Below are 24,910 nucleotides of genomic sequence, written 5' to 3'. Positions count from 1 at the left end.
GAGGGTAATGAAAATTAAACAAATATCAATTTTAGCTGCTTTGTCAGCCTTATTTACTGTTAGTTGTTCCAATGATGACGGTGGGGTTACGATGGAAGAAGAACAAGATGCTAAGGGAGCTTACGAAGACGGAATATTGATTACAAATGAAGGTCCGTTCAATAATGGTACGGGAACGGTAACTTATATATCCAACGATTCCTTACTTGTAGAAGATGAAATTTTTAATCTAGAGAATAATGAAGACCTTGGAAACATAGTACAGTCCATAGCGTTTGATGATGAACTAGCGTACATAGTTGTCAATAATTCACATAAGATTCATGTTGTAAACCGAAATACCTTTAAAAGTGAAGCGGTAATTGATGAAGGACTCTTAAACCCTAGGTATATGACTATTGCCAATGGAAAGGGTTATGTTACTAACTGGGGGGAAACGGCAGATGAAACTGATGATTTTGTCGCCATTATCGATTTAACTACGAATACTGTTTCAAAACCCATTCCTACCGAGTTAGGACCGGAAGCGATAACCTCTAATACGGATTTTGTATATGTTGCACATCAAGGGGCATTCGGTCAAAATAACAAAGTTTCAGTAATAGATACTTCTACGGACACCGTGTTATCTACACTTGTTGTTGGAGATTTTCCAAATTCAATGCAATGGGATACTGTTGGTAATTTATGGGTATTAAGTAGTGGAGCACCGGAATACACAGGAACAGAAACTAATGGGACACTCACAAAAATTAGTACATCTGATAATAGCATAGCACAAACTTTTGATTTTGAAACTACTCAACACCCCGGTGATTTGAGCGTTGAAGATGATATATTTTATTTTGGTATGTCTAATGCAGTTTATTCTTTTAGTTCCGATTCAGATGCTTTACCAACCGAAGCTTACATTAGTGATGTCTCTTTTTATAGTATGACTGTTAATGACGGAAAATTATATGGCACCGATGCAAAAGATTATGCCAGTAAAGGGGATCTGTACATTTATGATTTAACATCAAAAGAATTAACTAATACTATTCCTGTAGGAATTATTCCAGGAGGTATATATTTTAATTAAATCTGATGCTTAAAGTTTGCTCCTTTATGCCAGCGGTAACGCAAATGCTCTATGATATGGGTCTGGAAGACCATTTGTATGGTATTACGTTTGAGTGTCCGCCGCAGGCATTAGAAGAAAAAAGACCGGTGGTACGCTGCATTTTAGAGGGTAAGAACTATACAAGCAAAGAGATAGATGTATTTTTCTCAGAAAGTAAAAAGGAGGGTGAAAAACTTTATTATGTAGATGAAGAGGCTTTGGCACAGATTGCACCTGATGTTATCTTTACTCAAGACATGTGCGATGTTTGCCAGATCGATACAGAATGTACTGCAGCGGCAGTCGCAAATCTTGAAAAACAACCGGAACTTATATCGATCAGTCCTTCTGGTTTTAACGATGTCTTTGAAAACGCTATAACCATTGCTAAAGCATTAAACAAAGAAGAGGTGGCTTATACGTATTTGTCTAAGTTGAATGAGCGAATAGATTATGTAGTGGACCAACTAAGAGCAGCTAGAGTTCTTACAAAGAGAGTGCTGTTGTTGGAGTGGATAGAGCCTATTTATAATTGTGGCCATTGGATTCCTCATCAAATAGGATATGCAGGTGGTGTGGATATGCTCTCAAACCCATCAGGAAATAGTGGTGTTGTTTCTTGGGATAAAATAAGACAGTATAATCCAGAGGTTATTGTAATTGCTCCTTGTGGATTTAACCAACAAAGGACATTAAAAGAAATCTATTTACTGCTTACTAAAGAAGGCTGGACATCAATAAAGGCTGTAAGGGAGCAAAAAGTATTTATAGCAGATTTTGATTTGTTTACGCAATCATCTGCGGCTACATTGGTAGATGGGATAGAGTTGTTAGCCGGATTGTTTCATCCCGAAGCGGTAGCTATTCCTTCAAGATTACGACGTAAATATCAAAAATTTTACGAGTACTAGAAGGTTTTTGGATCGATAAACAAAAAGCTGCCGGTTCAATTCAGGCAGCTTTTTTGTTGTCAGTAGTTGGGTTACCAAATTATAGGAGGATCGGTAACGTACATATTATCTTTTAAGGGCGTAAACATTTTTGAGCTTGTCATGGTCTCTATAGGTAGTTCCGTTTTTTGTACACCCTTTGCGGAAGAACCGGTTATAAGCTCTATTGCCTTTGCAAGATATGGCTCATTAAGATCGCCTAATACGCCTAAATTGGCAAGGTCTTCTTGTAACGGTTCATTTGGAGCAATGCCGTCGGTGAAATCAGAAAACCCTTCTGCATTTTCATTTCTTCCCAATAGGGGCTGAATGGCCCACTTATTATTTTTGTTTATTTTACTTACTCTTTCTGCATTGTAGATATAGTTATTACCTCTATCGTCTACCATAGTTACAGAAAATTCATTTTTCCCACGTGTGGTTTCGCCTATTTGAATAACATCCATATACGGTTTTAATCCGTTTATCACCAATTCACTGGCAGAAGCCGTTCCTGAAGTAGTTAAAATATACACTTTCTTTAAATTCAATGAGTTGATAGCTGTTCCCTTTCCTGTCTTTTCGGCAAAAAACTGTCTTAGTTCAGTATCGTTATCATCTAATATTTTTTGATATTTATCGTTATAAAGAGCCTTTAGGAAAACATCTTTGGTATTGGTTCCGTATATCATACTGGACAAGAGAACCGCTGTATTAACTGAGCCACCGGGATTGTACCTAAGGTCTAGCACCAATTCGTTTATTCCACTTGCCTTAAATCTAGTAAATACATTGTTGAGTTCCTCGTCATATTCATTGGTAAACCCAGTATATACAAGGTAACCAATTTTGTCGTTTTGTATTTCTATAACCTCATTAAGAAAAATGGGGTCTTCTCTAAGCCCTACTTCTTTGGTTAATTGTATATCTATGCCGTTAGGTTCCACATTTCCGTCAGCAATGCTTGCCATATTTAGCGTATAGGTATCACTTTCTCCAAAGAGCAAGGATATGTAATTTTGATCGGTAAGCGTGGTTCCGTTTACACCTGTAAAAAGATCCCCTCTTTTTATATTTTTAGTGGTCGCGTTTGAGTTTGGAACTATGTACTGCACATATCCGTAAAGTTCACTATTGTTTTGTGCTTGCCGTGCTAGCCCAAACATAAGTCCGTTACTTTTAGAAATACCGGCTAAAGATTGCGTGAGTTCAACATAGTCATCCGAAAAAAAACTGAATCGGTCTTCTGAGAACAGTAGTTTTTCGTCAAAAAACTTCCCAGGGTCTGATTCGGAGGCAAGAAATTGAGTGTAGGCTACGGAGCCTTCTTCTGTATTAGGGAATTTTGCATCAGAAAGGTTTTCAACATCTGCCTGCCAGAAATACCAGAAATTCATGGCTTTCCACATAAAATCTTGTACATCAACACCTGCATCTGGATCAGGGTCTACCGTGTCAGGAATGGAGAAATCATCACTTTTGGAACACGAAAAAATTAAAAAAAGTGAAAGAAACAATCCTGCTGTTAGGCTTTTTTTCATAGCTGTTGATATAAGTTATAGTGGGATTTAGGGTAAGCCCTATTTGAATATCACAACGTAAAAATAGTGATCTTATTTTGAGGATTTTAGTTTTAACGGTTTTGTAAGTCCGTCCATAAGCATCTTGTTCGCACCAGGCTTGAAATCTTTTGAATTTGAGATGTAGTCAACACTTAAAATAGGCTCAAAATTTCTTTTTGATGTTTCTCCGGAAATCACAGACAGGGTCTTGGCTAAAAGTGGTTCGTTAGGGTCTCCTAATGTACCTAAAGTAGCGACATCTTCATCTAATGGGTAATCAGGCGTCAAACCATTGGTGTAGTCTGAAAAACCGTCAGCATTTTCATTACGACCTAACAAAGGTTGTAAACCCCATTTATTTTCAGTATTAATTTGATTTTCACGATTAGGATCATAGAAATAATTATTCTCACGGTCATCAACAAAAGTATTTGAGAACTCATTTTTTCCGACGGTAGCAGAACCTATATGTACAACATCAATATATGGTTCTAGTCCATTCATCACTAGTTCACTTGCTGAGGCGGTTGCACCAGTTGCAATTACGAAAACTCTTTTTAAATTGAGGCTGTTTAATGGTGTTTTGGAATCAAAAGTGGTATCGACAAAATTATCTTCTCCATCGCCGGGGTCAAAGGTCTCCATTATTTTATCATTATAACGTGCTTTTAAAAAAAGCTTGTCGGTCTCGGTACCATACACTGAACTGGCTATTTGTATGGCGGATGTAACGCGACCCCCACCATTATATCTAAAATCAAGAATGAGTTCATCTATATTTTGTGCTTTTAAATCTCCAAAAATAGTATTCAGTTCGTCATCATAAGTGGCCACAAAAGAGTTGTACATAATGTACCCCACTTTAAATCCATTATGTTCGATTACCTTAGAGAGAAGTATTGGGTTTTCTGCTAGGCCCTCTTCTTTGGTCAAAGTTACATTTCTGTCATTTGGAGTAATGGTCCGGTCAACAATATCCGCCATACCTAAAGTGTAGCTGTCGCTGGAAAATAAATCAAAATTGTTGTCTGTGGCCGAATTGTAAAAGAGTTGCACTCCATCTACGGTAGTAAAAATATCACCTCGTTCAATTCCTTGTTTTTCGGCGTCGGAATCATTTACGACGTATTCAACATAACCAAAAACATCATTGTTATCACCAAAATATGAAAGACCATACTCCATTCCATTGCTCTTGGAGATACCTTGTAGAGAGCTCACAAGGTCTTGATAGTCCTCTGTCAAAAAAGTAAACCTATCTTCTAAAAACAACAAATCATTAAAAAAGGTTGCAGGTTCGGACTCGGAAGCTAAAAAAGAAATATAATCAGGGTCGTCAAGACTTTCAAATTTACTATCATCCAAAGCAGGTACGTCCCCTTGCCAAAAATAAAAGTTGTTCATCACCTGATACATAAAATTTTGTACAGGGTAATCGTTTGCTGTTTTTGATTCCTCTTCAACAATTTCCTCCCGGTCATCAGGAAAAATATTATCATCGTTGGAACAACTGGTGAATATAAACGCAGAGAGTAAAAACAATAAGAGATACTTTTTCATAGTTTTTAGTTGTAGTACAAAACTACCAAATCAATTATCGTTCCAAAGAGAGGTGATAATATAACGGGGGAGTTTAATTAAACTTATAAATTAATATACGTAGGGAGTTAGTTAAAAGTTGTAGTAATAACTTACAAGTATAAAATTAAAAAAAAATATTGTAACATAATTAAGAGTGTCTCGTCTTCCTTATGTAGCGCCTTATAAAGGCATTCAAAAGTAACCTAACCAGATAATGCAACAGGCAGATTTTTTAAAAATTGTTGGTCCTTTTCAAGATAAGTTATTCCGTTTAGCCAAACGGTTGCTAACATCTAGAGAAGAAGCCGAGGATGCCACGCAGGAGGTCTTATTGAAGCTTTGGAACAAGAAAAAAAATATGGGCGAGTATAAGAACGTAGAGGCGTTTGCAATGACCATGACCAAAAATTTCTGTTTAGACCGGTTGAAATCCAAACAGGCAGGAAATTTAAAACTTGTTCATACTAATTATGAGGAGAAAGGGAGTTCGCTTCAGAAAAAAATTGAAGCAAACGATAGTGTTACGTGGGTACAAAGAATAATGGAAGATTTGCCCGAACAGCAAAAAATGGTTTTACAGTTACGGGACGTTGAAGAATATGACTATGATGAAATTGCCGATATGTTAGAAATGAAGCCTACGGCAGTTAGGGTAGCCTTATCTCGGGCTAGAAAAACGGTGAGAGATAAATTAATAAAAAAACACAGCTATGGAATTGGATAAAATAGAAAAATTGCTTGAAAAATACTTTGAAGCAGATACAACGGTTGCTGAAGAAAATCAGCTAAAGGACTATTTTTCTAAAGATGATATTCCTGAAAACTTACAACAATATGCGCCCATGTTCAGATTTATGGGTAGTGCTAAAAAAGAAAAGTTTGATCAAGAGGTTGTTTTAGAGCCTGAGGTTAAAGAGAGTTTTAAAGTTTCCTATAAGTGGATGTCGGTTGCAGCGGCAGTAGTAATGATGTTTGGCCTGTATTTTGGCAAGACGTATTACGATGAAAAAGAATTAGAGCAACAACAGGCTTTATATGCATACAATGAAACAATAAAAGCATTGGATATGTTAGCTCAGAATATGGAAAGAGGTACGGAGAAGATGGCGTATTTAAATGAGTTTGAAGAAGCAAAACAAAAGATTTACAATGAAAAATAAAACAAAAACCCGAAAAATGAAACAGATAGTATTAATCCTAATGGTTGCAGTGTTGCCGGTTATGGGCTTTTCGCAGTCTCTATTCGATAAATATGAAGACTTGGATAAGGTGAGTGCGGTAGTAGTAAACCGCAGCATGTTCAATTTGTTAAGCAAAATAGATGTTGAGGTAGATGATCCGGAGGCCAAGGATTTTATGGATATAGCCAAGAGTTTAAATAATCTAAAGGTTTTCATTACAGAGGACAAGGCTATTGCTGGCGATATGAAATTATCGGTAGACAAGTATCTTAAATCGGCCAAGTTAGAAGAGCTTATGCGGGTAAAGGATAAAGATGCCAATGTAAAGTTCTATATCCGTGCGGGGAAAGATGATGATCATGTTAGTGAACTTTTAATGTTCGTAACAGGCATTACCAATGATGTAAATGTAAACGGTAGAAAGGTGGAAACCGTGCTGTTATCCTTAACCGGTGATATAGACTTGAATAAAATTGGGTCGTTGACCAAAAAAATGAATTTGCCCGAAGAATTGAACGAAGCGGGTAAGAATAGATAGTAATTAATTATCATCAATCAATAATCAAAAAAGAATCATTAATCTTAAAACGAACAGTCATGAAAAAATTAAGTGTATTTCTAGTATTAGCGGTGTTACCCTTTCTTGGTATTTCTCAATCTATATTTGATAAATACGATAATATGAAGAACGTAGGTTCGGTAACGGTAAACAAAAGTATGATCAGACTAGCGGGCAACATTGCTGCTTTTGATGAGAGTGACCAAGATGCTCAAGATTTTGCAGACGTAGCTCAGGGACTAGACGGAATAAAAGTATTCATTACGGAAGATTCTAAAATATCTGAAGACATGGGGAGAACGGTAAAAAAATATCTTAAATCTTCTTCATTGGAAGAATTGATGAAAGTACGAGATAAAGATGCTACCGTAAAATTCTATATTAAGCAAGGTAGGGATGAAGACCATGTTAGTGAACTGCTCTTGTTCGTATCAGATATTAATAGTGATGAGTTCGGGATTGAGCATAGAAAATTTGAAAGTGTGCTTGTTTCTATGACCGGAGATATTGATTTAAATAAAATTGGTGCTCTGACCCGAAAAATGAATCTGCCTAATGAGCTAAATGAAGTAGGTGGTAGGTAAATAACGCATCAAGTCTAATTCTATAAAGAACATTCGTATGAAAAGAATAACAATAATTGCTGCTGTGCTGTTATTAGTAGTAGTGAGCGCCTGTAACTCTACACCTAGCTTGCAACAGTATTATGTTGCCAATTCTGAAAATCCAAATTTCCTAACTCTTGATTTGCCGGTAGGGTTATTAAATATAAAGGAAGCGCAGTTGTCCCATGAACAGAAGGAGAGTCTAGGGTCATTAAAGAAACTTAATGTTTTGGCTTTTAAAAAGACGGAAGACAATCAAGCGGATTTTCAAAAAGAAAAGACCGTTATAAAATCTATAATGGCGAATGAAGATTTTACCGAACTCATGAAAATGAATACGGATTTTGGTAAGGCAACCATTAAATATTTGGGTGATGATGATGCAATTGATGAGGTGGTTATTTATGGAGATAACGATGAAAAAGGCTTTTTGGTTGTACGGGTTTTAGGAAATAACATGAATCCGGCCAAAATGATTCAATTTATTCAAGCACTTGAAAAATCTAATATAGACGGAGGTGAACTATCTGAAGCATTGAGTTTTATGAAATAAAATAAAGTAGAATTTTAACTGAAAATAAGCAAGCCAGTATACTGGCTTGCTTTTTTTTTTGAATAAAAATGAAAGTTTTTGTGACCTTTTAATAAATCTAGTGTCTTACCTAGTATAACATTAACCAGAAAACTATTTAAGATTATGGAACAAGCAGAAGTATGGATGAACAAAGGCATTGATTTTGCGGTTGAATATGGACCTAAAGTAATTGGCGCAATCTTAATCTATATAATAGGTTCATGGATTATTAAGAAAATCATGAACGTGCTGGGTAAAGGCATGTCCAAAAAGAATTATGACGAATCTCTACAGAAGTTTTTGTTGAGTTTGGTAAAATGGGGACTTACCATTTTCTTGATTATAATGGTAATCTCAAAATTAGGGGTAGAAACTACTAGTTTTGCCGCTATCATTGCCGCTGCCGGTCTTGCTATTGGTCTTGCCTTGCAAGGTTCGTTATCAAACTTTGCAGGTGGAGTATTGCTAATAATATTCAAGCCATACAAAATAGGAGATTTGATTGAGGCTCAGGGAGTTCTAGGTGTTGTAAAAGAAATAGAGATTTTCACGACCAAACTGGTTACTCCAGATAGTAAATTAGCTATAGTTCCTAATGGAGCCATGGCTAACGGAAATATAGTGAACTATACTGCTGAAGGTAAGATGAGAGTGGATACTACTATAGGTGTAGGTTATGGAGAGGATATTAAAACAGCAAAAGAAGTGTTGCTAAATGTACTTACCTCTGATCCAAAAGTTTTACAAGATCCAGCGCCTTCAGTAAATGTTTCAGAATTGGCGGATAGTTCAGTAAATTTTGCAGTACGACCGTTCTGTAAGCCAGAGCACTATTGGGATGTATATTTTGGAACGTTGGAAAACTGTAAGCTGGCACTTGATAAAGCTGGAATTGAAATCCCTTACCCACATCAAGTGGAAATACAAAAGAAAGGATAATTTTTACATAAACACTAACCATTATCCCCCGAAGAAGGCCGCAATTGCGGCCTTTTTTTTATACTAGGGAAATTGTAATTTTTAGATACCAGTGTAGTTACTTGGCGTAATTACTTTTAACTCTTGTTTAATTGCATCTGAAACCTCAAGCGTATCAATAAACTCGGCAATTGAATTCTGGTTTATTTTTGTATTGGTGCGTGTAAGTCCTTTTAGAGCTTCGTACGGATTAGGGTAGCCTTCTCTTCTTAATATAGTCTGAATAGCTTCGGCCACTACCGCCCAGTTATTTTCTAAGTCTTGTTCAAATTTTTCTTTATTCAATAAAAGCTTGTTCAAACCTTTTAAAGTGGATTGAAAAGCGATAATAGTATGTGCAAATGGCATACCCGCGTTCCTAAGAACCGTACTATCTGTTAGATCACGTTGTAATCTTGATACAGGAAGTTTAGCTGAAAGGTGCTCAAACAATGCATTTGCAATACCTAAGTTTCCTTCCGAGTTTTCAAAATCTATAGGGTTTACTTTATGTGGCATTGCTGAAGAACCAACTTCACCTTTTTTAATTTTTTGCTTGAAATAATCCATGGAAACATACGTCCAGAAATCTCTATCCAAATCAAGAATAATGGTGTTTATTCTCTTTAAAGTATCGAACAATGCGGCCATATGGTCATAATGCTCAATCTGTGTAGTAGGGAAGGAGTGGTGAAGCCCTAATTTTTCTTGAACAAATTTAGTCCCAAAGGCTTTCCAGTCAATAGATGGGTAGGCTACTTTATGTGCATTGTAGTTTCCTGTGGCGCCACCAAATTTTGCAGCACTCGGAATATCGTTCAATAAGTTGAACTGTTCTTTTAGCCTAACTACAAAGACTTCTATCTCTTTTCCAAGACGGGTAGGAGAGGCAGGCTGACCATGTGTTCTGGCCAACATTGGTATTTCTGCCCATTCAGTTGCCAATTCTTGAATTTTGTTCAATAATGTGGTGTATTCGGGTACATATACTTCGTTCGTTGCCTCTTTAATGGAAAGGGGAATTGCCGTGTTATTGATATCTTGAGAAGTCAGACCAAAATGGATGAACTCTTTATGTGCAGAAAGTCCTAACTTATCAAATGCAGCCTTTATAAAATATTCAACAGCTTTTACATCGTGATTGGTCGTTTTCTCTATTTCTTTTATTTCTTGGGCATCTACCGTATCAAAATTGATGTAGATTTCTCTTAACGCTTCAAATTTTGAGTGGTCAAAACCGGAAAGTTGAGGTAACGGAATCTCACAAAGGGCGATAAAATATTCAATTTCTACCTGCACCCGATATTTTATAAGGGCTTCTTCCGAGAAAAACGGTGCCAATGGTTCAGTTTTACTTCTGTAGCGCCCGTCTATAGGCGAAATAGCGTTCAAAGCGTTTAGCGACATAACGTTGTATAAAGTTGATTTTTGAAAAAAAGCAAAGATACCTTAAGATGGCTAGTTTTAAAAGGTTTTTAAGATTCTAATGCTAAAAAGTTGTACCTAAAAAGTTAACAACTCGTATTTTAGATGGAAAGCTTCTTCAATTTTGCTAAAGCATGGCGAGCTCTTGCTTTGTATGCGGCACTGCCTGCGGCATAGTTTTGCTCTAAAATCATTTTTAATTCTGGGTGAACCCAATCGTATTTATGTCCTAGTTGGTATAAAGAAGTTATAGAATATGCTTTGGCAGCAACTTTGTATTCGCCTATCAACCAATCAAAACAAGCCGAGGTAATTCGCTCCAATTGGTTTTCTGTCATAATATTTTTAAGACCGATATCATTTTTTGAGAAATATACTTCGGTCAAAAATTCGCAAATCTTTGCTAAAGGGCGTATTGCAGAGTCATAGCGTACTCGGTGTAAATTAGTTGTAAATTCTTCTAAATGAGGGTATAAAAAAGATAGGTTTTCCTTCGCTGTAAATTCAAGAACCCAGCACGCTTTATTGGATATGGGGTCATCTACGGTAAAGGCTATTTCCATTAAAGGAACTACTATTTGCGGGTTTTGAGAAATTAAAGTAGCCATTTCCGAACGCTTTTCACGAGAATGATTAACATAGTCCAATGATTTATAAAGCTCTTCCTTGGTCATAAAATAACAACTTGTTAGTTTTCTTGAATGGTTGCAATTAGTTCAGTCACCAGTTTAGGTATGCCTTGTACGGCGGTTTTTGCTATCACAGTAAGGTTGTCATAATTGTTTCTGGACACGTTGGGTTTAGGGTCTACAAAATATATGGGAATTCCGCTTTGGGCATAATCAATAAGGCTGGCGGCAGGATATACCTGCATTGATGTTCCAATAATAATAACAATATCTGCATTTTGAGTAGCGATAGCTGCCTCTTCTAAAAGAGGAACCGCTTCGCCAAACCAAACAATGTGCGGCCGCAATTGGTGTCCTTCATTACAGCAATCACCTAAATTAAGGTCATTGGACCATGGTAAGACTACGTTTTCATTTTTGGTACTCCGTACTTTTAAAAGTTCGCCATGAATGTGTATTACATTAGAGCTTCCTGCTCTTTCGTGAAGGTCATCTACGTTTTGGGTAACAACAGTGACTTCATAAAAATCTTCGAGCTCTACCAATGCTCTATGGGCTTTATTAGGAGATACTTCATTTAATTGTTTCCTTCTTAGATTGTAAAAATTAAGAACTAATTCTGGGTTTCGGGCAAAACCTTCTGGGGAGGCAACTTCCATAACGTCATGTCCTTCCCACAATCCACCGGCATCTCTGAACGTATTAATACCGCTTTCGGCACTCACGCCGGCTCCCGTTAAAATGGTAATTCGCTTCTTCATCGTTATAAAAATAGAGTTTTTATTATATTCGGTATATGATAGATGAACAACTTCTTGAATATCTTGAAGATTTTATTTCCAAAGAAAGAAAACAACGTTTTTTAGAAATACTTGAAGAGCGAACAAAGTTGGTGACGGTGGCGATTGAAGATTTGTACCAAATGCATAATACAAGCGCTGTTATCCGCAGTTGCGATGTGTTCGGTATTCAAGATGCGCATGTAATTGAATCTCGTTATGGTAAAAAGTTAGATGACCAAATTGCCATGGGTGCCCAAAAATGGGTAGATGTGCATAGACATCAAAGTACCACGGATTGTATTCGCAAGTTAAAGGGAAAAGGTTATAAAATTATTGCAACTACACCACATAACGATTCTACTTTTTTGGAGGATTTTAAAATTGAAGGAAAGACTGCTTTGCTGTTCGGAACAGAACGCACGGGACTAAGTCAAGAAGCTATGGACTTGAGTGATGGATTTCTAAAAATCCCTATGCTGGGTTTTACGGAAAGTCTGAATATTTCAGTTTCTGCGGCCATCATACTGCAACACCTTTCGGATAAAATTAGAAAGACCGATTTAGAGTGGAGGTTGACCGATGAAGAAAAACTGGAAAAAAGATTGGACTGGACCAAAAAGTCGGTTAGGAGCATAGATGATGTGTTGATGCGTTATGAAGAGCAAATAAAAAAGTAGAGTTAGCGTATAGCTTAATTCACTTCTAAAATTTGTCTGGTTTCAATAAGATTATATTCTTTGTTTTTTTAGTATATTTCATTAATAACCAACCTATTAATGAGATATGTATACATTACTTTATGTTATTGTAAGTGTTGTAGTGTTAATTTTAATATTATCACTGATAGCGCCAAAAACCTACAATGTTTTTAGAACAGTAGAAGTTGCCAGACCAAGAAACGAGGTTTTTCAATATTTAAAATCTTTAAAAAAGATGGATGAGTGGTCACCTTGGGCAAAAAAAGATCCGAACATGAATAAAAAGTTCACAGGAACCGATGGAGAGGTGGGGAGCACTAGTTATTGGAACGGTAATAAAGAGGTTGGGGAAGGAGAGCAGGAAATTAAAAGGATTATTGAAGGGGAACGAATAGAATCTGAATTACGGTTTTTAAAACCTTTTAAATCTACTTCTGATTGTTATCTGCAAGTGGATGATGCTGAAGATGGCGGTACCAAGGTAACCTGGGGTTTTTCTGGAAAACATAAATTTCCAATGAATATTATGATGCTTTTTATGAGTATGGACAAGGCAGTTGGGAAAGACTTTGAAGCCGGTTTGGCGAGCTTAAAAGAGAACTTGGAGCGTTAGAAACAAGAAAGCCCTTCAGGATAAAGGGCTTTCTTAGTTATTCTTTTAATTCTAGCAGAGCAATATTAAAATCGTTCTCAAGAAGAACTTTGCCATTTTCCACGGTTACCTCCGTTTCTGAATAGGTATCATAAAGTTTGGTGCCATCACCAAAAAATCCTTTTACCCAAAGTGATTTTTTTCCTTTTGGCAAGTCTAGACCAATCACTACTTTGTCTTTGTAATCGCCTTCAACATAGGTTCTGCTAAAAACGTAAGGGCTTTTGCCAAGTCTTTTATGTCTCCCGGCACCAATGGCTAGATGATTTCTTCTAAAGGTTCCTAATTTTTTCCAATGGTGTAGGATTTCTTTTGTTCTTGGTAGACTGTCCAGTTCATCCCAATTCATGAAAGAACGTAATGTGGCATCACCTTGTACAGGGTTGTCCGCCGTTCCTTCAATGGTCAAATCACGGGCAGTTTCGTTGCCATAATAGATTTGGGAAGCGCCCGGGGTTAGTAGTAAAACGTTTGCAGCTTTGTAAGGGTCTTTTCTTTCGGCATCAAAAGGATTTGCGTCATCGTGTGAAGTCAAATAATTTACAACGCTTTTTCCTGTAAGCTCGGAGTGTAAGAGTTTATTATATTTTCTAAAAATAGATTCGTAGTCTTTCTTTGCGTCTTCCTTTAATTCAAAATTGATTAAGCTTTTAAATCCGTGAGCAAAATAATCTACTTTCTTGTCACTAAACTCAAATTCCCTTCCGTTCGAAATGCCATAGTTGTATACCTCGCCCACCATATAGAAGGGTTGTTGGTCCAGCATTTTTCCCGGATTCATTTTTTTCCAGTTTTCAAAAGCGAACGAAGCTTCTTTGTACAGTTCGGACCATGCATTTTCATTCACATGTTTTACCGTATCTACGCGAAAACCATCAATACCTAAATTGTTAACGTAATCGGTAAGCCATTTTATTATGTAATAGCGCGGAGCTCTTGGGTAGCCTGTACGTTCAAAGAAAAGTTGTAATTCGTCCAATTCTTGGCTTAGGCGGCCTTCTTCTTTCCACTTTGCCAATAGCGCATCTGGAAGCTCAACAGCTTCATCAGATTCCGTTCGTATATCGGGTAAATTCTCGACTAATGTGCATGCAACCGTAGTTTCATAACTCGTAAAATCACATATGGGTTGTGTTCTAATCCATTCTTCGGGCCATGCTTCATCAATGTCAGTAACCGGTCCGGTGTGGTTAAGAACTACATCCATTAAAACACGAATTCCGTGCTTATGGGCAGTTTTTACCATAATCTCTAAATCTTTTCGGGTGCCAAAATTTGGGTCTAATGCTGTCCAATCGTTGGTCCAATACCCATGATAACCATAGGTGTTTCCAGTACCTTCATCTGTACTACCGTGAATTTGCTCAACCACTGGAGTAAACCAAATGGCATTAATGCCAAGATTAGAAAAATAACCTTCCTCTATTTTTTGAGTTATGCCTTGAATATCACCCCCCATAAAACCTCTTAAGGGGCCAGTAGGTGCATTTCTGTTGAAATTAACATCGTTTTCAGTATTACCATTATTGAATCTATCGGTCAACAGAAAGTAAATGTTAGCCGCATCCCATGTAAAGGGATGTTTTTTTTGGGGTTCAATAATTTTTGGAATAGTATCGGTCTTAATCGATACTTCTTCTATTATATCTTTTCGCTTTTCTTTGCAAGCAATAAGAAGGGAGAAAATAACAACCGCGGAGAGCAGTCCTTTCATAAGTAGTCTATTTTCCTCTAAAGCTATAAAATGCTATGGAAAATAGAAAATTTATTTTTTACGATTTAATACTTTGAAGTCTTCGTAGCAACTACTTATCGCATCTAAAATTTGAAGGTCATTGGCAGTTTTTATAAAAGATTTAGAGTAATTACAATTGTTTAAAATGTCTTGAATGTCCAGCTTTTCTATCTGAAGTAGTTCCGTTAAGACTTCGCGGTCAAATTTTGATGCTAAAAGGTCCCGTATTTGGTCGTCTTCCTTTATTTTACGCAGTTTTTTCATCTGGTTGGGCTGTTTGCCAAATAGGTTTCGCAACAAATCCGCAGGATTTAATATGGCGCCCAAAACTTTTGTAACAGCACTTGGGTTTTTGCTCCCCCCTTCATATCCTACTGAAAGCCCAGATATACTGTACTGGTATGCATTGTTTATTGGAGCGTTTTTAACGTCTATCTCAAGATAACCGGTAAGTTGGTAAGGTTTTACAATTACTTCTTCTAATGCGTAGGCAAGTTCGGTTAAGGCAATCTTTGTATCCTTGAATTTGAACATGTCGTTGGTGACCCTAATTTTTTGTGACTTGAAACCTAAAAAAGAAAAGTAAAGAATGTCGTCTACGGATGCTAAAATTGAAAATTCCCCATCTTCTTTTGTAATGGTTCCTTTTACCTTATTTAAGTTTATAACGTGAACATCACCCATAACCGCATCGGTTTGGGCATTTACAACTATGGCCTTTATTTCTTTTTCCTCTAAAACTTCTTCCTCTTGAGCAAAAGAAAAGGTTGAAATAAATAGTAGAATAATTACTAAGAGTGGTTTCATTACTTTAAGCATACAGGTTTAAAAGTACTAAACAAAACAAAAAAATACGCCGAAGCGTATTTTTTAATATACAATTAACTTTAAATGTAAGTTTTTCAGGGTCTAAAAGAAATCGCTTCTACTTTTTGAGCTTCTTCTCTTTCCGGAATGACTAGATTTCCCTTTTGAGGAGTTTCTATTGTTGTCTCTACTTCTTGAACGACCGCCTCTATCATTGTCACGAACTCGTTTTCCGCGACCGCCACCGCTTCTTCCACGGCTACCACCACTGCTTCCGCCAGGGTTTTTAGAAACTTCAACGTTTATGAATCTTCCTTCTAGTTTAAAGTCGGTGAAAAACGAAAGAATTTTATCCGTGTGTTCTGCTTCGGTATTAAAGAATGAAAAAGAATCTTTAGTATCAACCTTGTAAACGTCCTCTTTTCCTAAACTTAACGTATCACGCAAGAAGTCTTTTAGTGACATCCAATCGTAACCATCCTTTTCCCCAACATTAATAAAGTAACGCACGGACCCGTTTGAAGGTGCATGTGAATTTCTTTCGCCTCTATCACGACCACGATCGTCAGACGTATTCATGTCTTTGGTTTTGTTATAGTAATTAGAGAAACGCGTGAATTCTACGGATACTATTTTTTTAATAAGTTCCTCACGATCTAAACCTTCTAAAACATCATTAATAGCAGGAAGATAGCTTTCTACGTCCGTATTAATTTCGGTCTCTTTAATTTTGTTCGCCAAATGATATAACTGGATCTCACAAATTTCTATTCCGGTTGGAATTTTCTTTGATAAGAAATCTTGTTGAATCTTTTTCTCAATAGCGTGTATCTTGCGCATTTCACTTCTGGTTACGATAACCATTGAAATTCCAGATTTTCCAGCTCTACCGGTACGACCACTTCTGTGGGTGTATGTTTCAATTTCATCTGGCAATTGATAGTTGATAACGTGCGTAACATCATCTACGTCAATACCACGAGCCGCTACATCTGTAGCAACCAACATCTGAATTTGTTTCTTACGAAATGAGTTCATTACCAAATCACGTTGGTTTTGGCTCAAGTCGCCATGTAATGCACCTGCATTGTACCCATCTTCGATTAGCTTTTCGGCAACACGCTGGGTATCTCTTTTAGTTCTACAGAAAACTACAGAGAAAATATCCGGATTAGCGTCTGCTAATCTTTTAAGAGCAGGGTATCTATCTCTTCCGCCAACTACGTAATACTCGTGTTGTACGTTAGAGGTTCCCGCATTTTTAGCACCTACCGTAATTTCAGTAGGGCTGTGCATGAACTTTTTGGCTATAGTGGCTACCTCTCTTGGCATAGTAGCTGAAAACAACCAAGTAGATTTTTCTTTTGGTGTGTTCGAAAGAATGTCCTTTATATCTTCAAAAAAGCCCATGTTGAGCATTTCATCCGCTTCATCAAGAACACAGTAATCTATTTTAGTAATATCTACTAGACCACGGCTGATCATATCTTTCATTCGCCCGGGAGTTGCCACAACTATCTGTGCCCCACGTTTGATTTGTCTAGCTTGGTCCGTTATACTTGCTCCACCATAAATGGCAACGGTATTTAGGCCTTTTACATATTTTGAATAGGCTTGCATCTCCTTTGTAATCTGTAAACATAGTTCACGGGTAGGGGAGAGTACCAATCCTTGTGTAGTTCTGCTATTACTATCTATTTTCTGAATTAACGGAAAACCAAAAGCAGCCGTTTTTCCGGTTCCTGTTTGCGCTAGCGCAACAAGATCCGTTTCACTTTCCAATAAAATAGGGATTGCTTTTTCTTGTACTTCAGATGGGCTTTCAAATCCCATGTCGTTGACAGCGTCCAATATGGACTTGTCTAGCCCTAAGGCTTCAAATTTTGTCATAAAAAAGGTATACTTAAATCGCTAATAGGTGCGTTGCATAGAGCGATTATCGTATATAACCTTAGTACTCAGAGCAACACCTGCCATACCGGCGGCGTTAAAATTAAGGTGCAAAGGTACGTTTAATTTTTGAGATAGCGATTATTGTAGAAAATCTATCAGTTTTTTTATAGCTCGGCCTCTGTGACCTATGTTATTTTTAGTCTCTAATGGAAGCTCGGCAAAGGTTTTTTCGTAACCATGAGGCTTAAAAATAGGGTCGTAGCCAAAACCTTGGTTGCCTGTTTTTTCTTTTGTTATTTGACCTTGAACTATTCCGTCAAAAGTATGTGTTTCTTCATTTATGTTCAAAGCGATTACGGTTTTGAAGTGGGCAGTACGACTATTTTTGCTTTTTAGGTTATGCAGAAGTTTATTCATATTATCATCCGAATTTTTTGAATCCCCTGCGTATCTAGCTGAATATACGCCGGGTTCACCGTTAAGCGCTTCAACTATAAGACCTGTGTCATCTGCAAAACAGGACAGGTTGTAGTTTTGGGTTACATAATCGGCTTTTATATGAGCGTTCTCTTCTAAGGTTGTGCCGGTTTCGGGTATTTCATCAAAGCAGCCAATATCTGTTAGTGAAACCAATTCTATATGTGAGGGAACTAATTTCTTCACCTCGTTAAATTTGTTTTTGTTGTGTGTTGCGAAAACAAGTTTCATGTATATAGATTTAGGATTGTTTTTTTGACTTGTGCTAATAACAGTTCAAAAATAGTAATTTTGAAACGCTATAAATATACTGTTATGGGGTTAAGGATACCTCCCGCTATTGTTTTTGTGATTTTTGCTGGTTTGATGTATTTGCTTGCTACATTTTCACCTGTTGGTTACTTCGATTTTTTTGGAAGAATTTATTTAACAGGGGCGTTACTGGTATTTGCGGCTATTATTGCTGTGGCAGCTCTTTTTCAATTTTTCCGTTTACGGACTACTATTGATCCTACTCATCCTTCCAAAGCAAGTAAGTTGGTTGAAAATGGAATTTTTGCTTTCTCTAGAAACCCAATGTATTTGGCTTTACTGGTACTACTATTGGCCTGGGGTATATGGTTGGGCAATGCTTTTAATACTTTGTTGGCTGCTGGTTTTGTTGGGTATATGAATAGGTTTCAGATTATTCCTGAAGAATTGGCTCTTTTAAAACTCTTTGGTAAACGTTACAAACAATATTGTTTGAATGTAAGAAGGTGGTTTTAAATTATAAGCAATAAAGCTTATAATATAAAATATTAGCGTTTTGACTTATATTTTTATATATTAGCGTTTTAGCTTATATAATTATGGTAGCAATAATCACAGGAGATATTATTAACTCTGAGAACCACAACTCATCTGAATGGTTGGGTATTCTTAAGGATTACTTATCCAAATTAGGTAATTCGCCAATAGATTGGGAGGTTTATAGAGGAGATGAGTTTCAATTAAAAATAGCAAAAGAAGATGCGTTAGAGGCAGCAATACACATTAAGGCTTTGATAAAGACGGTAAAGGGTTTAGATGTTCGTATGGGTATTGGCCTGGGTAATGAAACTTTTAAAGGTGTTGGGGTGAGTGAATCTAACGGCCCAGCGTATCACAGGTCTGGCAGAACCTTTGAATCGCTTAAAGAAGATAAGCTTAATCTAACTATTGCTACGGGCAATGGTTTCTTTGATGATACTTTAAATCTTATGCTAAAGCTGGCACTTCACTTTATGGATGACTGGAGCACGGTATCGGCAGAAATAATTGTATTGGCGCTAGATAACCCTAGTGCATCACAACGTGAAATTGCCGAAACACTTAATATTCAACAGTCTGCTGTTAGTCAGCGTCAAAAAAGGGCCCGTCTAGATTTGGTTCTAGAATTGCTTGAGTACTATACAAAAACTTTAAAAGAATTAAACTAGATGATTCTGTTTACAAAACTTTTATTGGCACATTTAATTGGTGATTTTTTATTACAACCCATTCGTTGGGTCGTTCATAAGGAGGCCAATAAAGAAAGGTCAAAATATCTTTATGCGCACGTATTACTTCATTTTGCACTAACAATGCTTTTGCTTTGGGACCTAAAGTATTGGAAGGTAGCATTGATCATAATGGTTTCGCATTATATTATTGATTTAATTAAATTGTATGTTACACCAATGTTTAGGCTGCAAAGTGTTCCTTTTTTTATTGATCAGGTGCTTCATATTGTGGTGTTGTATTGCTGCGTGTATTATGGTAACCTTATGGAGCATACCATAGCTCTTTTTCAGAATTTAGATTGGCCATTGGTTACTGCAATTGTGTTTGTGAGTTCTCCCGCAGCAATTATTATGGGCAAACTGTTGGAGGCTATGTCCGATAAAATTGAATTGGACCATAAGTCTCTACCCAATGCCGGTAAGTATATAGGTATAATAGAGCGCCTATTTGTTCTTATGTTCATTATTATGGGCAGATGGGAAGCGATTGGATTGTTGATTGGAGCTAAATCCGTTTTTCGATTTAATGATTTAAAGGAAAGTAACAACAGGAAACTTACCGAATACATCTTGATAGGAACGTTGTTGAGTTTTGGGCTTGCCGTAATTACAGGAATTATCTATGTTAATGTATAAAACTACTATAAGCGCTATTTTCACAATGGTTATGTGTACCACTCCTATTTGTGCACAAACCGAATTTTTCAATTCTTTTGATGATACTAAAATTGCCTACACGGATGAGGGTGAGGGAGATGTAGTACTCCTAATTCATGGTTTTATAAATACAAAGGAGTCTTGGGACAAGACAAGTGTAAAGGAAGACTTGTTGGCAGAAGGTTTCAGGGTCGTGGCATTGGATCTTAGGGGTAATGGGGAGTCGGATAAGCCGCAAACAGAAGATGCCTATACTTTTGATGCCGAGGTGATGGATATCTTGTTCCTCATGCAGCATTTACGATTAAAGAAATACATGGCGGTAGGCTACTCGCGCGGTAGTATCGTTTTGGCTAAGTTATTGTTAAAGGATAGGCGTGTTAAAAAGGCGGTTTTGGGTGGAATGGGAATCGATTTTACAAATTACCGATGGTCTCGAAAAATCAAATTCATGAATGCTTTTAATGGAAGGGTAACCGAAGAGACCAAAGAAGCGGTGGATTATGCCAAATCGGTCAATGCAGATTTCAGAAGTCTCTATTTGCAGCAACGCTTTCAGCCGTTTACAAAAAAGAGCCATTTGGCCTATGTGGAAGCTAAAGTTTTGGTCATAGCGGGTAATGAGGATCTAAATAATGGCAGTCCTGAAGCGCTGCATAAAGCTATACCAAAAAGTGAGTTTGTTCTAGTGGACGGTAATCATAACGAAACCTATAAAACCCCTGCTTTTTCAAAATCTGTAGTTTCTTTTTTAGATTAGAAAAGTCTTATTTCTAACTATAGTCATGATGATTCTTGGCTTCTTGAAAATTAAATTACCTATCAAAAAGAACTAGATTAGTTATAAGGGTAACTTTTAGCAATATTAGTCCGGTTTGGACAGAAATAATCTTTATTTTTGTTCCTTAATTTGTTAGCAAAGACATGGTAGAAACAGGTAGAAAATACGTATTCGATTTTGATAGTACCTTAACAAGGGTTGAAGCTTTAGATGTACTGGCCGAAAGAACCTTGAAAGGCAATTCTAACCGAGACGAAATCATTAGTCAAATACAAGAGATTACAAATCTGGGGATTGATGGAGAGATATCCTTTACTGAATCACTTGAAAAACGCATAAAACTATTACACGCTCATAAAGATGATCTAGGGCCGTTAGTAGAAGAATTGCGTCAGAAAATATCCAAGTCTATTGCTTCCAACAAAGAATTCTTTGAGAAATTCTCAGATGATATTTATGTTATTTCATGTGGGTTTAAAGAATTTATTGATCCTATTGTAGAAGAATATAACATTCCCTCGGACAGAGTTTACGCCAACACTTTTGAATTTGATGAGGAAGGCAATATAGTAGGTTTTGATGCTGAAAACGTACTTTCTCAGCACAACGGTAAAATTGAGTGTCTTAAGAATATGAATCTTGAGGGCGAAGTTCAGGTCATTGGAGACGGTTATAGTGATTATGTAATGCGCGAAGCTGGTATTGCCGATAAATTTTTCGCTTACACAGAGAATGTACACCGGGAGAAGGCTGCGAAAAACGCGGATTATATCACTCCAAATATGGATGAATTTCTTTTTGTAAACGATTTACCTCGTAATATCTCTTATCCGAAGAACAGAATAAAAATATTGCTTTTAGAGAATGTTCATCCGGATGCCTTTAAGAATTTATCTGACGATGGGTTTTCAGTTGAATTGGTAAAGCATAGTATTGGTGAGGACGAGTTAATAGAGAAAATAAAAGGAGTTCACGTATTGGGTATACGTTCTAAGACCCAAGTGACCCAGAAAGTTTTAGATGCTGCGGATAAGCTATTAGTGGTTGGGGCTTTTTGTATTGGAACTACTCAAATAGATTTGCTTCACGCAAAGAAAAACGGGGTGGTAGTTTTTAATGCGCCATATAGCAATACGCGTTCTGTAGTAGAACTGGCTATCGGTCAGATTATAATGCTAATGCGTAGTGTGTTCTCTAGAAGTAGTGAAATTCACAGCGGACAATGGCAAAAAACCGCCGAAGGCTCAAGAGAAGTTCGTGGTAAGAACCTTGGTATTGTGGGTTACGGTAATATTGGTAAACAGCTTTCCATATTGGCGGAAGCTTTGGGTATGCGTGTTTATTATTATGATGTAGAGGATAAACTTTCTTTGGGTAATGCAAAAAAATGCAATACGCTAGAAGATCTATTGAGTGTTTCAGATGTAGTAACATTGCATATAGATGATAATAAAGCCAATAAGAACTTCATTGGTGAGCGGGAAATTAGCCAAATGAGAAATGGGGCTATGCTTATTAACCTTTCAAGAGGTTTTGTCGTAGATATTGAAGCTTTGGCAGAGGGTTTAAAGTCTGGTAAAGTTGCCGGTGCAGCTATTGATGTGTATCCGGAAGAGCCACGCAGTAACGGTGAATTTTATACACCATTACAAGGATTGAACAATGTTATTCTTACACCGCACGTTGGTGGTAGTACAGAAGAAGCTCAACGGGATATTGCAGATTTTGTACCTAATAAAATTATGGATTACATCAACTCTGGTAACACTGTAGATGCTGTAAACTTCCCTAATATTCGTTTGCCAAAACAACAGAATGCACACCGTTTCTTGCATATTCATAAGAACGTACCGGGCATCATGGCCAAGATTAATGAAGTTCTTGCCAAATACGGATTAAATATTTCAGGTCAATTCTTATCTACCGATAGTGAGGTAGGATATGTAATTACTGATTTGGATAAGGAGTATAATAAAGACGTTATCAAAGCCCTTAAAAAGGTGGAGAATACCATAAAATTTAGAGTGTTGTACTAAAAAGTACGCTTGTTAAATTCAGAAAAGCCCTTGTAAAAGGGCTTTTTTATTGTCTTTATTTTTTAATCTCCTTTTTTGAAGGAGGTTTACATAAGTATGCCTTTTTCAGCTTTAACAGGAGGTGGGAGTTCTGTTTCGCCCAACATCTCTCTAAGGTCTATTTCAATAGTTCTGCAAAGAGAAAGCATGGGAATATCATTTGCCATTCTAGAAAATGGATTTTCAGAATAGTCACCAATTATTTCCATCATAACATATACCCAACCTAATAGCACGCAAATTGGTACGGCCAGCCAAAAGTTGGCACTTCCGGAATCCAATACTTCGGGCATCATACTAAAAGGTAGCAGAAAGATGAATATACCTACAAAATAGTAGCTCATATTGGCATATTGACGTGGCAATGGAAACTTTTTTATTCGCTCGTTCTTTCCTTGTAATTCATAAAAGGTGCGCAAAATGTCCTGCATCTTAATATGTCTAAAATCATCAATTAACCCTTTTTTACGTAATTCCCGTAAATCTTTGGATTGTTCATTTATAATTTGTGTAGCGGTATTGGCTTTGGACACCAATCGGTCGTATTCTTCTTTGGAAAGGAAATTTTTTAATTGACGATATTCTATGCTATCACTAATAATCCCAACGCCAAAGTTTTCTTCAAGTCTTTCGGCATGTTTGGAGGTCAGTCCGCCTTGCGTAGCATGTTCCCATGAGGTGGACACCAATAATTGCTCTCTATGGGTGTACAGCCATCCAATTTGTCTGTAAATCAGTCTTTTTTTAATAGCGTGTAGCTCTTCGTCACTTAGTTTTTCTATAGAATTCATATTGGTGATATACCCATCAACCAACATTCCCCATGAGCGACTGTCATTGACTATTCCTCCCCAAATTTTTCTTGCCTCCCACATCCTGTCATAAGACTGGTTGTTCTTAAAACCTACATAAAAAGCAACTGCGGTACCAATTACTGAAACGGGTAACCAAGGTATTTCGTAAGAAATTATATCAAATCGGTATAGAACGGCAATACCACCCATATATAGAGATAGCCAAATAATATGGTGAAAAGACAGGTCAAATAACTTTTTTAACGATATTCCTTTGGAGACAATCATGGGCTTTAACTTAGGGTTAGGCCACTAATGTAAAAAAGTTGATTTGTTAAAACGGATTGTAGGAAGGTTTTTTTGTGATGAAATCTAAAAAAGTTTGAGTAGTGTTATCTATGGTGATAAGGTTCATTTCGTAAAATGGTGAATGCACGGTACACTTGCTCAACAACAAATAAACGCACCATTTGGTGTGAAAATGTCATTTTTGATAAACTGATTTTACCCTGTGCCTTATTGTAAACATCGGAGCTAAATCCATAGGGGCCTCCAATTACAAACACCAATTGTTTGAGGCCGGCATTCATTTTTTTCTGTAAATAGGCAGAGAAGTCTACAGATGAAAATTGTTTTCCGTTTTCATCTAAAAGTATCAGCACATCAGCGTTGGATAGATTCTTTAAAATAAGTTCACCTTCTTTTTCTTTTTGCTGTGCTTCAGAAAGATTTTTGGTGTTTTTAATATCGGGTATGATTTCCAATTCAAACTTTACATAATGTTTCAATCGGTTCTCGTATTCGGCAATAAGCTGTAATAGGGCTTTGCTATCCGTTTTTCCTATTGCGATAAGTTTTATGGTCATGCCGCAAATATAATTTGAAATAACAAATATTAATAGGTTCTGTCTAAACCTATGCTAAATAAGCCT

At 36.9% G+C, this 24,910-nt stretch carries 26 protein-coding genes; 15 read left to right on the top strand and 11 right to left on the bottom strand.

The window, feature by feature from the left end; genetic code table 11:
• Positions 1 to 7 precede the first annotated feature (7 nt).
• Together P0077_RS00320 and P0077_RS00315 are read left to right on the top strand one after the other, a co-directional pair.
• Positions 8 to 1,081, top strand: coding sequence for a YncE family protein (locus tag P0077_RS00320; protein WP_276167191.1), 1,074 nt, complete (start codon positions 8 to 10; stop codon positions 1,079 to 1,081).
• Between the two features lie 26 nt (positions 1,082 to 1,107).
• On the top strand, positions 1,108 to 2,013 hold the full coding sequence (locus tag P0077_RS00315; protein WP_276167190.1) for an ABC transporter substrate-binding protein: 906 nt from the start codon (positions 1,108 to 1,110) through the stop codon (positions 2,011 to 2,013).
• 71 nt (positions 2,014 to 2,084) lie between these two features.
• Here P0077_RS00315 and P0077_RS00310 read toward each other — a convergent pair whose 3' ends face one another.
• Together P0077_RS00310 and P0077_RS00305 are read right to left on the bottom strand one after the other, a co-directional pair.
• A complete protein-coding gene (locus P0077_RS00310; RefSeq protein WP_276167189.1) occupies positions 2,085 to 3,572 on the bottom strand; it encodes a GFO_1087 family putative carboxy terminal peptidase in 1,488 nt (495 codons plus the stop codon).
• A gap of 72 nt (positions 3,573 to 3,644) precedes the next feature.
• Positions 3,645 to 5,153 (bottom strand): GFO_1087 family putative carboxy terminal peptidase, encoded by a 1,509-nt coding sequence (locus tag P0077_RS00305; RefSeq protein ID WP_276167188.1) that lies wholly within the window; start codon positions 5,151 to 5,153, stop codon positions 3,645 to 3,647.
• Positions 5,154 to 5,388: 235 nt separating this feature from the next.
• On the opposite strand from P0077_RS00305, the gene P0077_RS00300 reads away from it, so the two are divergent.
• From P0077_RS00300 to P0077_RS00275, 6 genes are all read left to right on the top strand, one after another.
• On the top strand, positions 5,389 to 5,898 hold the full coding sequence (locus tag P0077_RS00300) for an RNA polymerase sigma factor (RefSeq protein ID WP_276167187.1): 510 nt from the start codon (positions 5,389 to 5,391) through the stop codon (positions 5,896 to 5,898).
• Positions 5,885 to 6,334, top strand: coding sequence for a PG0215 family putative anti-sigma factor (locus P0077_RS00295; RefSeq protein ID WP_276167186.1), 450 nt, complete (start codon positions 5,885 to 5,887; stop codon positions 6,332 to 6,334). The genes P0077_RS00300 and P0077_RS00295 overlap by 14 nt, the downstream gene beginning before the upstream one ends.
• Positions 6,335 to 6,350: 16 nt before the next feature.
• Positions 6,351 to 6,893 (top strand): DUF4252 domain-containing protein, encoded by a 543-nt coding sequence (locus P0077_RS00290; RefSeq protein WP_276167185.1) that lies wholly within the window; start codon positions 6,351 to 6,353, stop codon positions 6,891 to 6,893.
• A gap of 59 nt (positions 6,894 to 6,952) precedes the next feature.
• Positions 6,953 to 7,498, top strand: a complete 546-nt coding sequence (locus P0077_RS00285) for a DUF4252 domain-containing protein (protein ID WP_276167184.1) — start codon at positions 6,953 to 6,955, stop codon at positions 7,496 to 7,498.
• A gap of 37 nt (positions 7,499 to 7,535) precedes the next feature.
• Positions 7,536 to 8,072, top strand: coding sequence for a GFO_1091 family lipoprotein (locus tag P0077_RS00280; protein ID WP_276167183.1), 537 nt, complete (start codon positions 7,536 to 7,538; stop codon positions 8,070 to 8,072).
• Between the two features lie 144 nt (positions 8,073 to 8,216).
• Entirely contained in the window at positions 8,217 to 9,032 is an 816-nt protein-coding gene (locus tag P0077_RS00275; protein WP_276167182.1) for a mechanosensitive ion channel family protein, read from the top strand.
• Between the two features lie 81 nt (positions 9,033 to 9,113).
• Here the strand turns inward: P0077_RS00275 and purB are convergent, their stop codons facing one another.
• The 3 genes from purB to P0077_RS00260 form a co-directional block, all read right to left on the bottom strand.
• On the bottom strand, positions 9,114 to 10,457 hold the full coding sequence (gene purB, locus P0077_RS00270) for an adenylosuccinate lyase (RefSeq protein WP_276167181.1): 1,344 nt from the start codon (positions 10,455 to 10,457) through the stop codon (positions 9,114 to 9,116).
• 119 nt (positions 10,458 to 10,576) lie between these two features.
• On the bottom strand, positions 10,577 to 11,149 hold the full coding sequence (locus P0077_RS00265) for an adenylosuccinate lyase (protein WP_276167180.1): 573 nt from the start codon (positions 11,147 to 11,149) through the stop codon (positions 10,577 to 10,579).
• Between the two features lie 14 nt (positions 11,150 to 11,163).
• Entirely contained in the window at positions 11,164 to 11,865 is a 702-nt protein-coding gene (locus tag P0077_RS00260) for an SIR2 family NAD-dependent protein deacylase (RefSeq protein ID WP_276167179.1), read from the bottom strand.
• 35 nt (positions 11,866 to 11,900) lie between these two features.
• On the opposite strand from P0077_RS00260, the gene P0077_RS00255 reads away from it, so the two are divergent.
• The gene (locus P0077_RS00255) at positions 11,901 to 12,563 is read left to right on the top strand and encodes a TrmH family RNA methyltransferase (protein ID WP_276167178.1); all 663 of its coding nucleotides are present in this window, start codon (positions 11,901 to 11,903) and stop codon (positions 12,561 to 12,563) included.
• A 106-nt stretch (positions 12,564 to 12,669) separates the two neighbouring features.
• Entirely contained in the window at positions 12,670 to 13,197 is a 528-nt protein-coding gene (locus tag P0077_RS00250) for an SRPBCC family protein (RefSeq protein ID WP_276167177.1), read from the top strand.
• A 37-nt stretch (positions 13,198 to 13,234) separates the two neighbouring features.
• Here P0077_RS00250 and P0077_RS00245 read toward each other — a convergent pair whose 3' ends face one another.
• The 4 genes from P0077_RS00245 to P0077_RS00230 all read right to left on the bottom strand — a co-directional run bounded on the left by P0077_RS00245 (position 13,235) and on the right by P0077_RS00230 (position 18,379).
• On the bottom strand, positions 13,235 to 14,950 hold the full coding sequence (locus tag P0077_RS00245) for an alpha-amylase family glycosyl hydrolase (protein WP_276167176.1): 1,716 nt from the start codon (positions 14,948 to 14,950) through the stop codon (positions 13,235 to 13,237).
• Between the two features lie 51 nt (positions 14,951 to 15,001).
• Positions 15,002 to 15,778, bottom strand: a complete 777-nt coding sequence (locus P0077_RS00240; RefSeq protein ID WP_276167175.1) for a carboxypeptidase-like regulatory domain-containing protein — start codon at positions 15,776 to 15,778, stop codon at positions 15,002 to 15,004.
• Positions 15,779 to 15,880: 102 nt separating this feature from the next.
• Entirely contained in the window at positions 15,881 to 17,668 is a 1,788-nt protein-coding gene (locus P0077_RS00235) for a DEAD/DEAH box helicase (protein ID WP_276167174.1), read from the bottom strand.
• Between the two features lie 141 nt (positions 17,669 to 17,809).
• Positions 17,810 to 18,379, bottom strand: a complete 570-nt coding sequence (locus tag P0077_RS00230; RefSeq protein ID WP_276167173.1) for a non-canonical purine NTP diphosphatase — start codon at positions 18,377 to 18,379, stop codon at positions 17,810 to 17,812.
• A gap of 84 nt (positions 18,380 to 18,463) precedes the next feature.
• Here P0077_RS00230 and P0077_RS00225 point away from each other — a divergent pair, with 84 nt between their 5' ends.
• The 5 genes from P0077_RS00225 to serA all read left to right on the top strand — a co-directional run bounded on the left by P0077_RS00225 (position 18,464) and on the right by serA (position 23,145).
• Positions 18,464 to 18,916, top strand: coding sequence for a methyltransferase family protein (locus P0077_RS00225; RefSeq protein WP_276167172.1), 453 nt, complete (start codon positions 18,464 to 18,466; stop codon positions 18,914 to 18,916).
• Positions 18,917 to 18,999: 83 nt separating this feature from the next.
• The gene (locus P0077_RS00220; protein ID WP_276167171.1) at positions 19,000 to 19,608 is read left to right on the top strand and encodes a SatD family protein; all 609 of its coding nucleotides are present in this window, start codon (positions 19,000 to 19,002) and stop codon (positions 19,606 to 19,608) included.
• A complete protein-coding gene (locus P0077_RS00215; protein ID WP_276167170.1) occupies positions 19,609 to 20,307 on the top strand; it encodes a DUF3307 domain-containing protein in 699 nt (232 codons plus the stop codon).
• Positions 20,300 to 21,088 (top strand): alpha/beta fold hydrolase, encoded by a 789-nt coding sequence (locus tag P0077_RS00210; RefSeq protein ID WP_276167169.1) that lies wholly within the window; start codon positions 20,300 to 20,302, stop codon positions 21,086 to 21,088. The genes P0077_RS00215 and P0077_RS00210 overlap by 8 nt, the downstream gene beginning before the upstream one ends.
• Before the next feature lie 164 nt (positions 21,089 to 21,252).
• On the top strand, positions 21,253 to 23,145 hold the full coding sequence (gene serA, locus P0077_RS00205; RefSeq protein WP_276167168.1) for a phosphoglycerate dehydrogenase: 1,893 nt from the start codon (positions 21,253 to 21,255) through the stop codon (positions 23,143 to 23,145).
• 86 nt (positions 23,146 to 23,231) lie between these two features.
• On the opposite strand, the gene P0077_RS00200 is transcribed toward serA, so the two are convergent.
• A complete protein-coding gene (locus tag P0077_RS00200) occupies positions 23,232 to 24,266 on the bottom strand; it encodes a bestrophin family protein (RefSeq protein WP_194527739.1) in 1,035 nt (344 codons plus the stop codon).
• Positions 24,267 to 24,370: 104 nt separating this feature from the next.
• Positions 24,371 to 24,844, bottom strand: a complete 474-nt coding sequence (rlmH, locus tag P0077_RS00195) for a 23S rRNA (pseudouridine(1915)-N(3))-methyltransferase RlmH (RefSeq protein WP_276167167.1) — start codon at positions 24,842 to 24,844, stop codon at positions 24,371 to 24,373.
• Positions 24,845 to 24,910 lie beyond the last annotated feature (66 nt).

Origin of the sequence: Zobellia alginiliquefaciens (genome assembly GCF_029323795.1) — a bacterium.
In the GTDB taxonomy this organism is placed as follows: domain Bacteria; phylum Bacteroidota; class Bacteroidia; order Flavobacteriales; family Flavobacteriaceae; genus Zobellia; species Zobellia alginiliquefaciens.
Note: the sequence above shows the minus strand (reverse complement) of the source record. Positions and strands in the feature narration are given on the sequence as shown.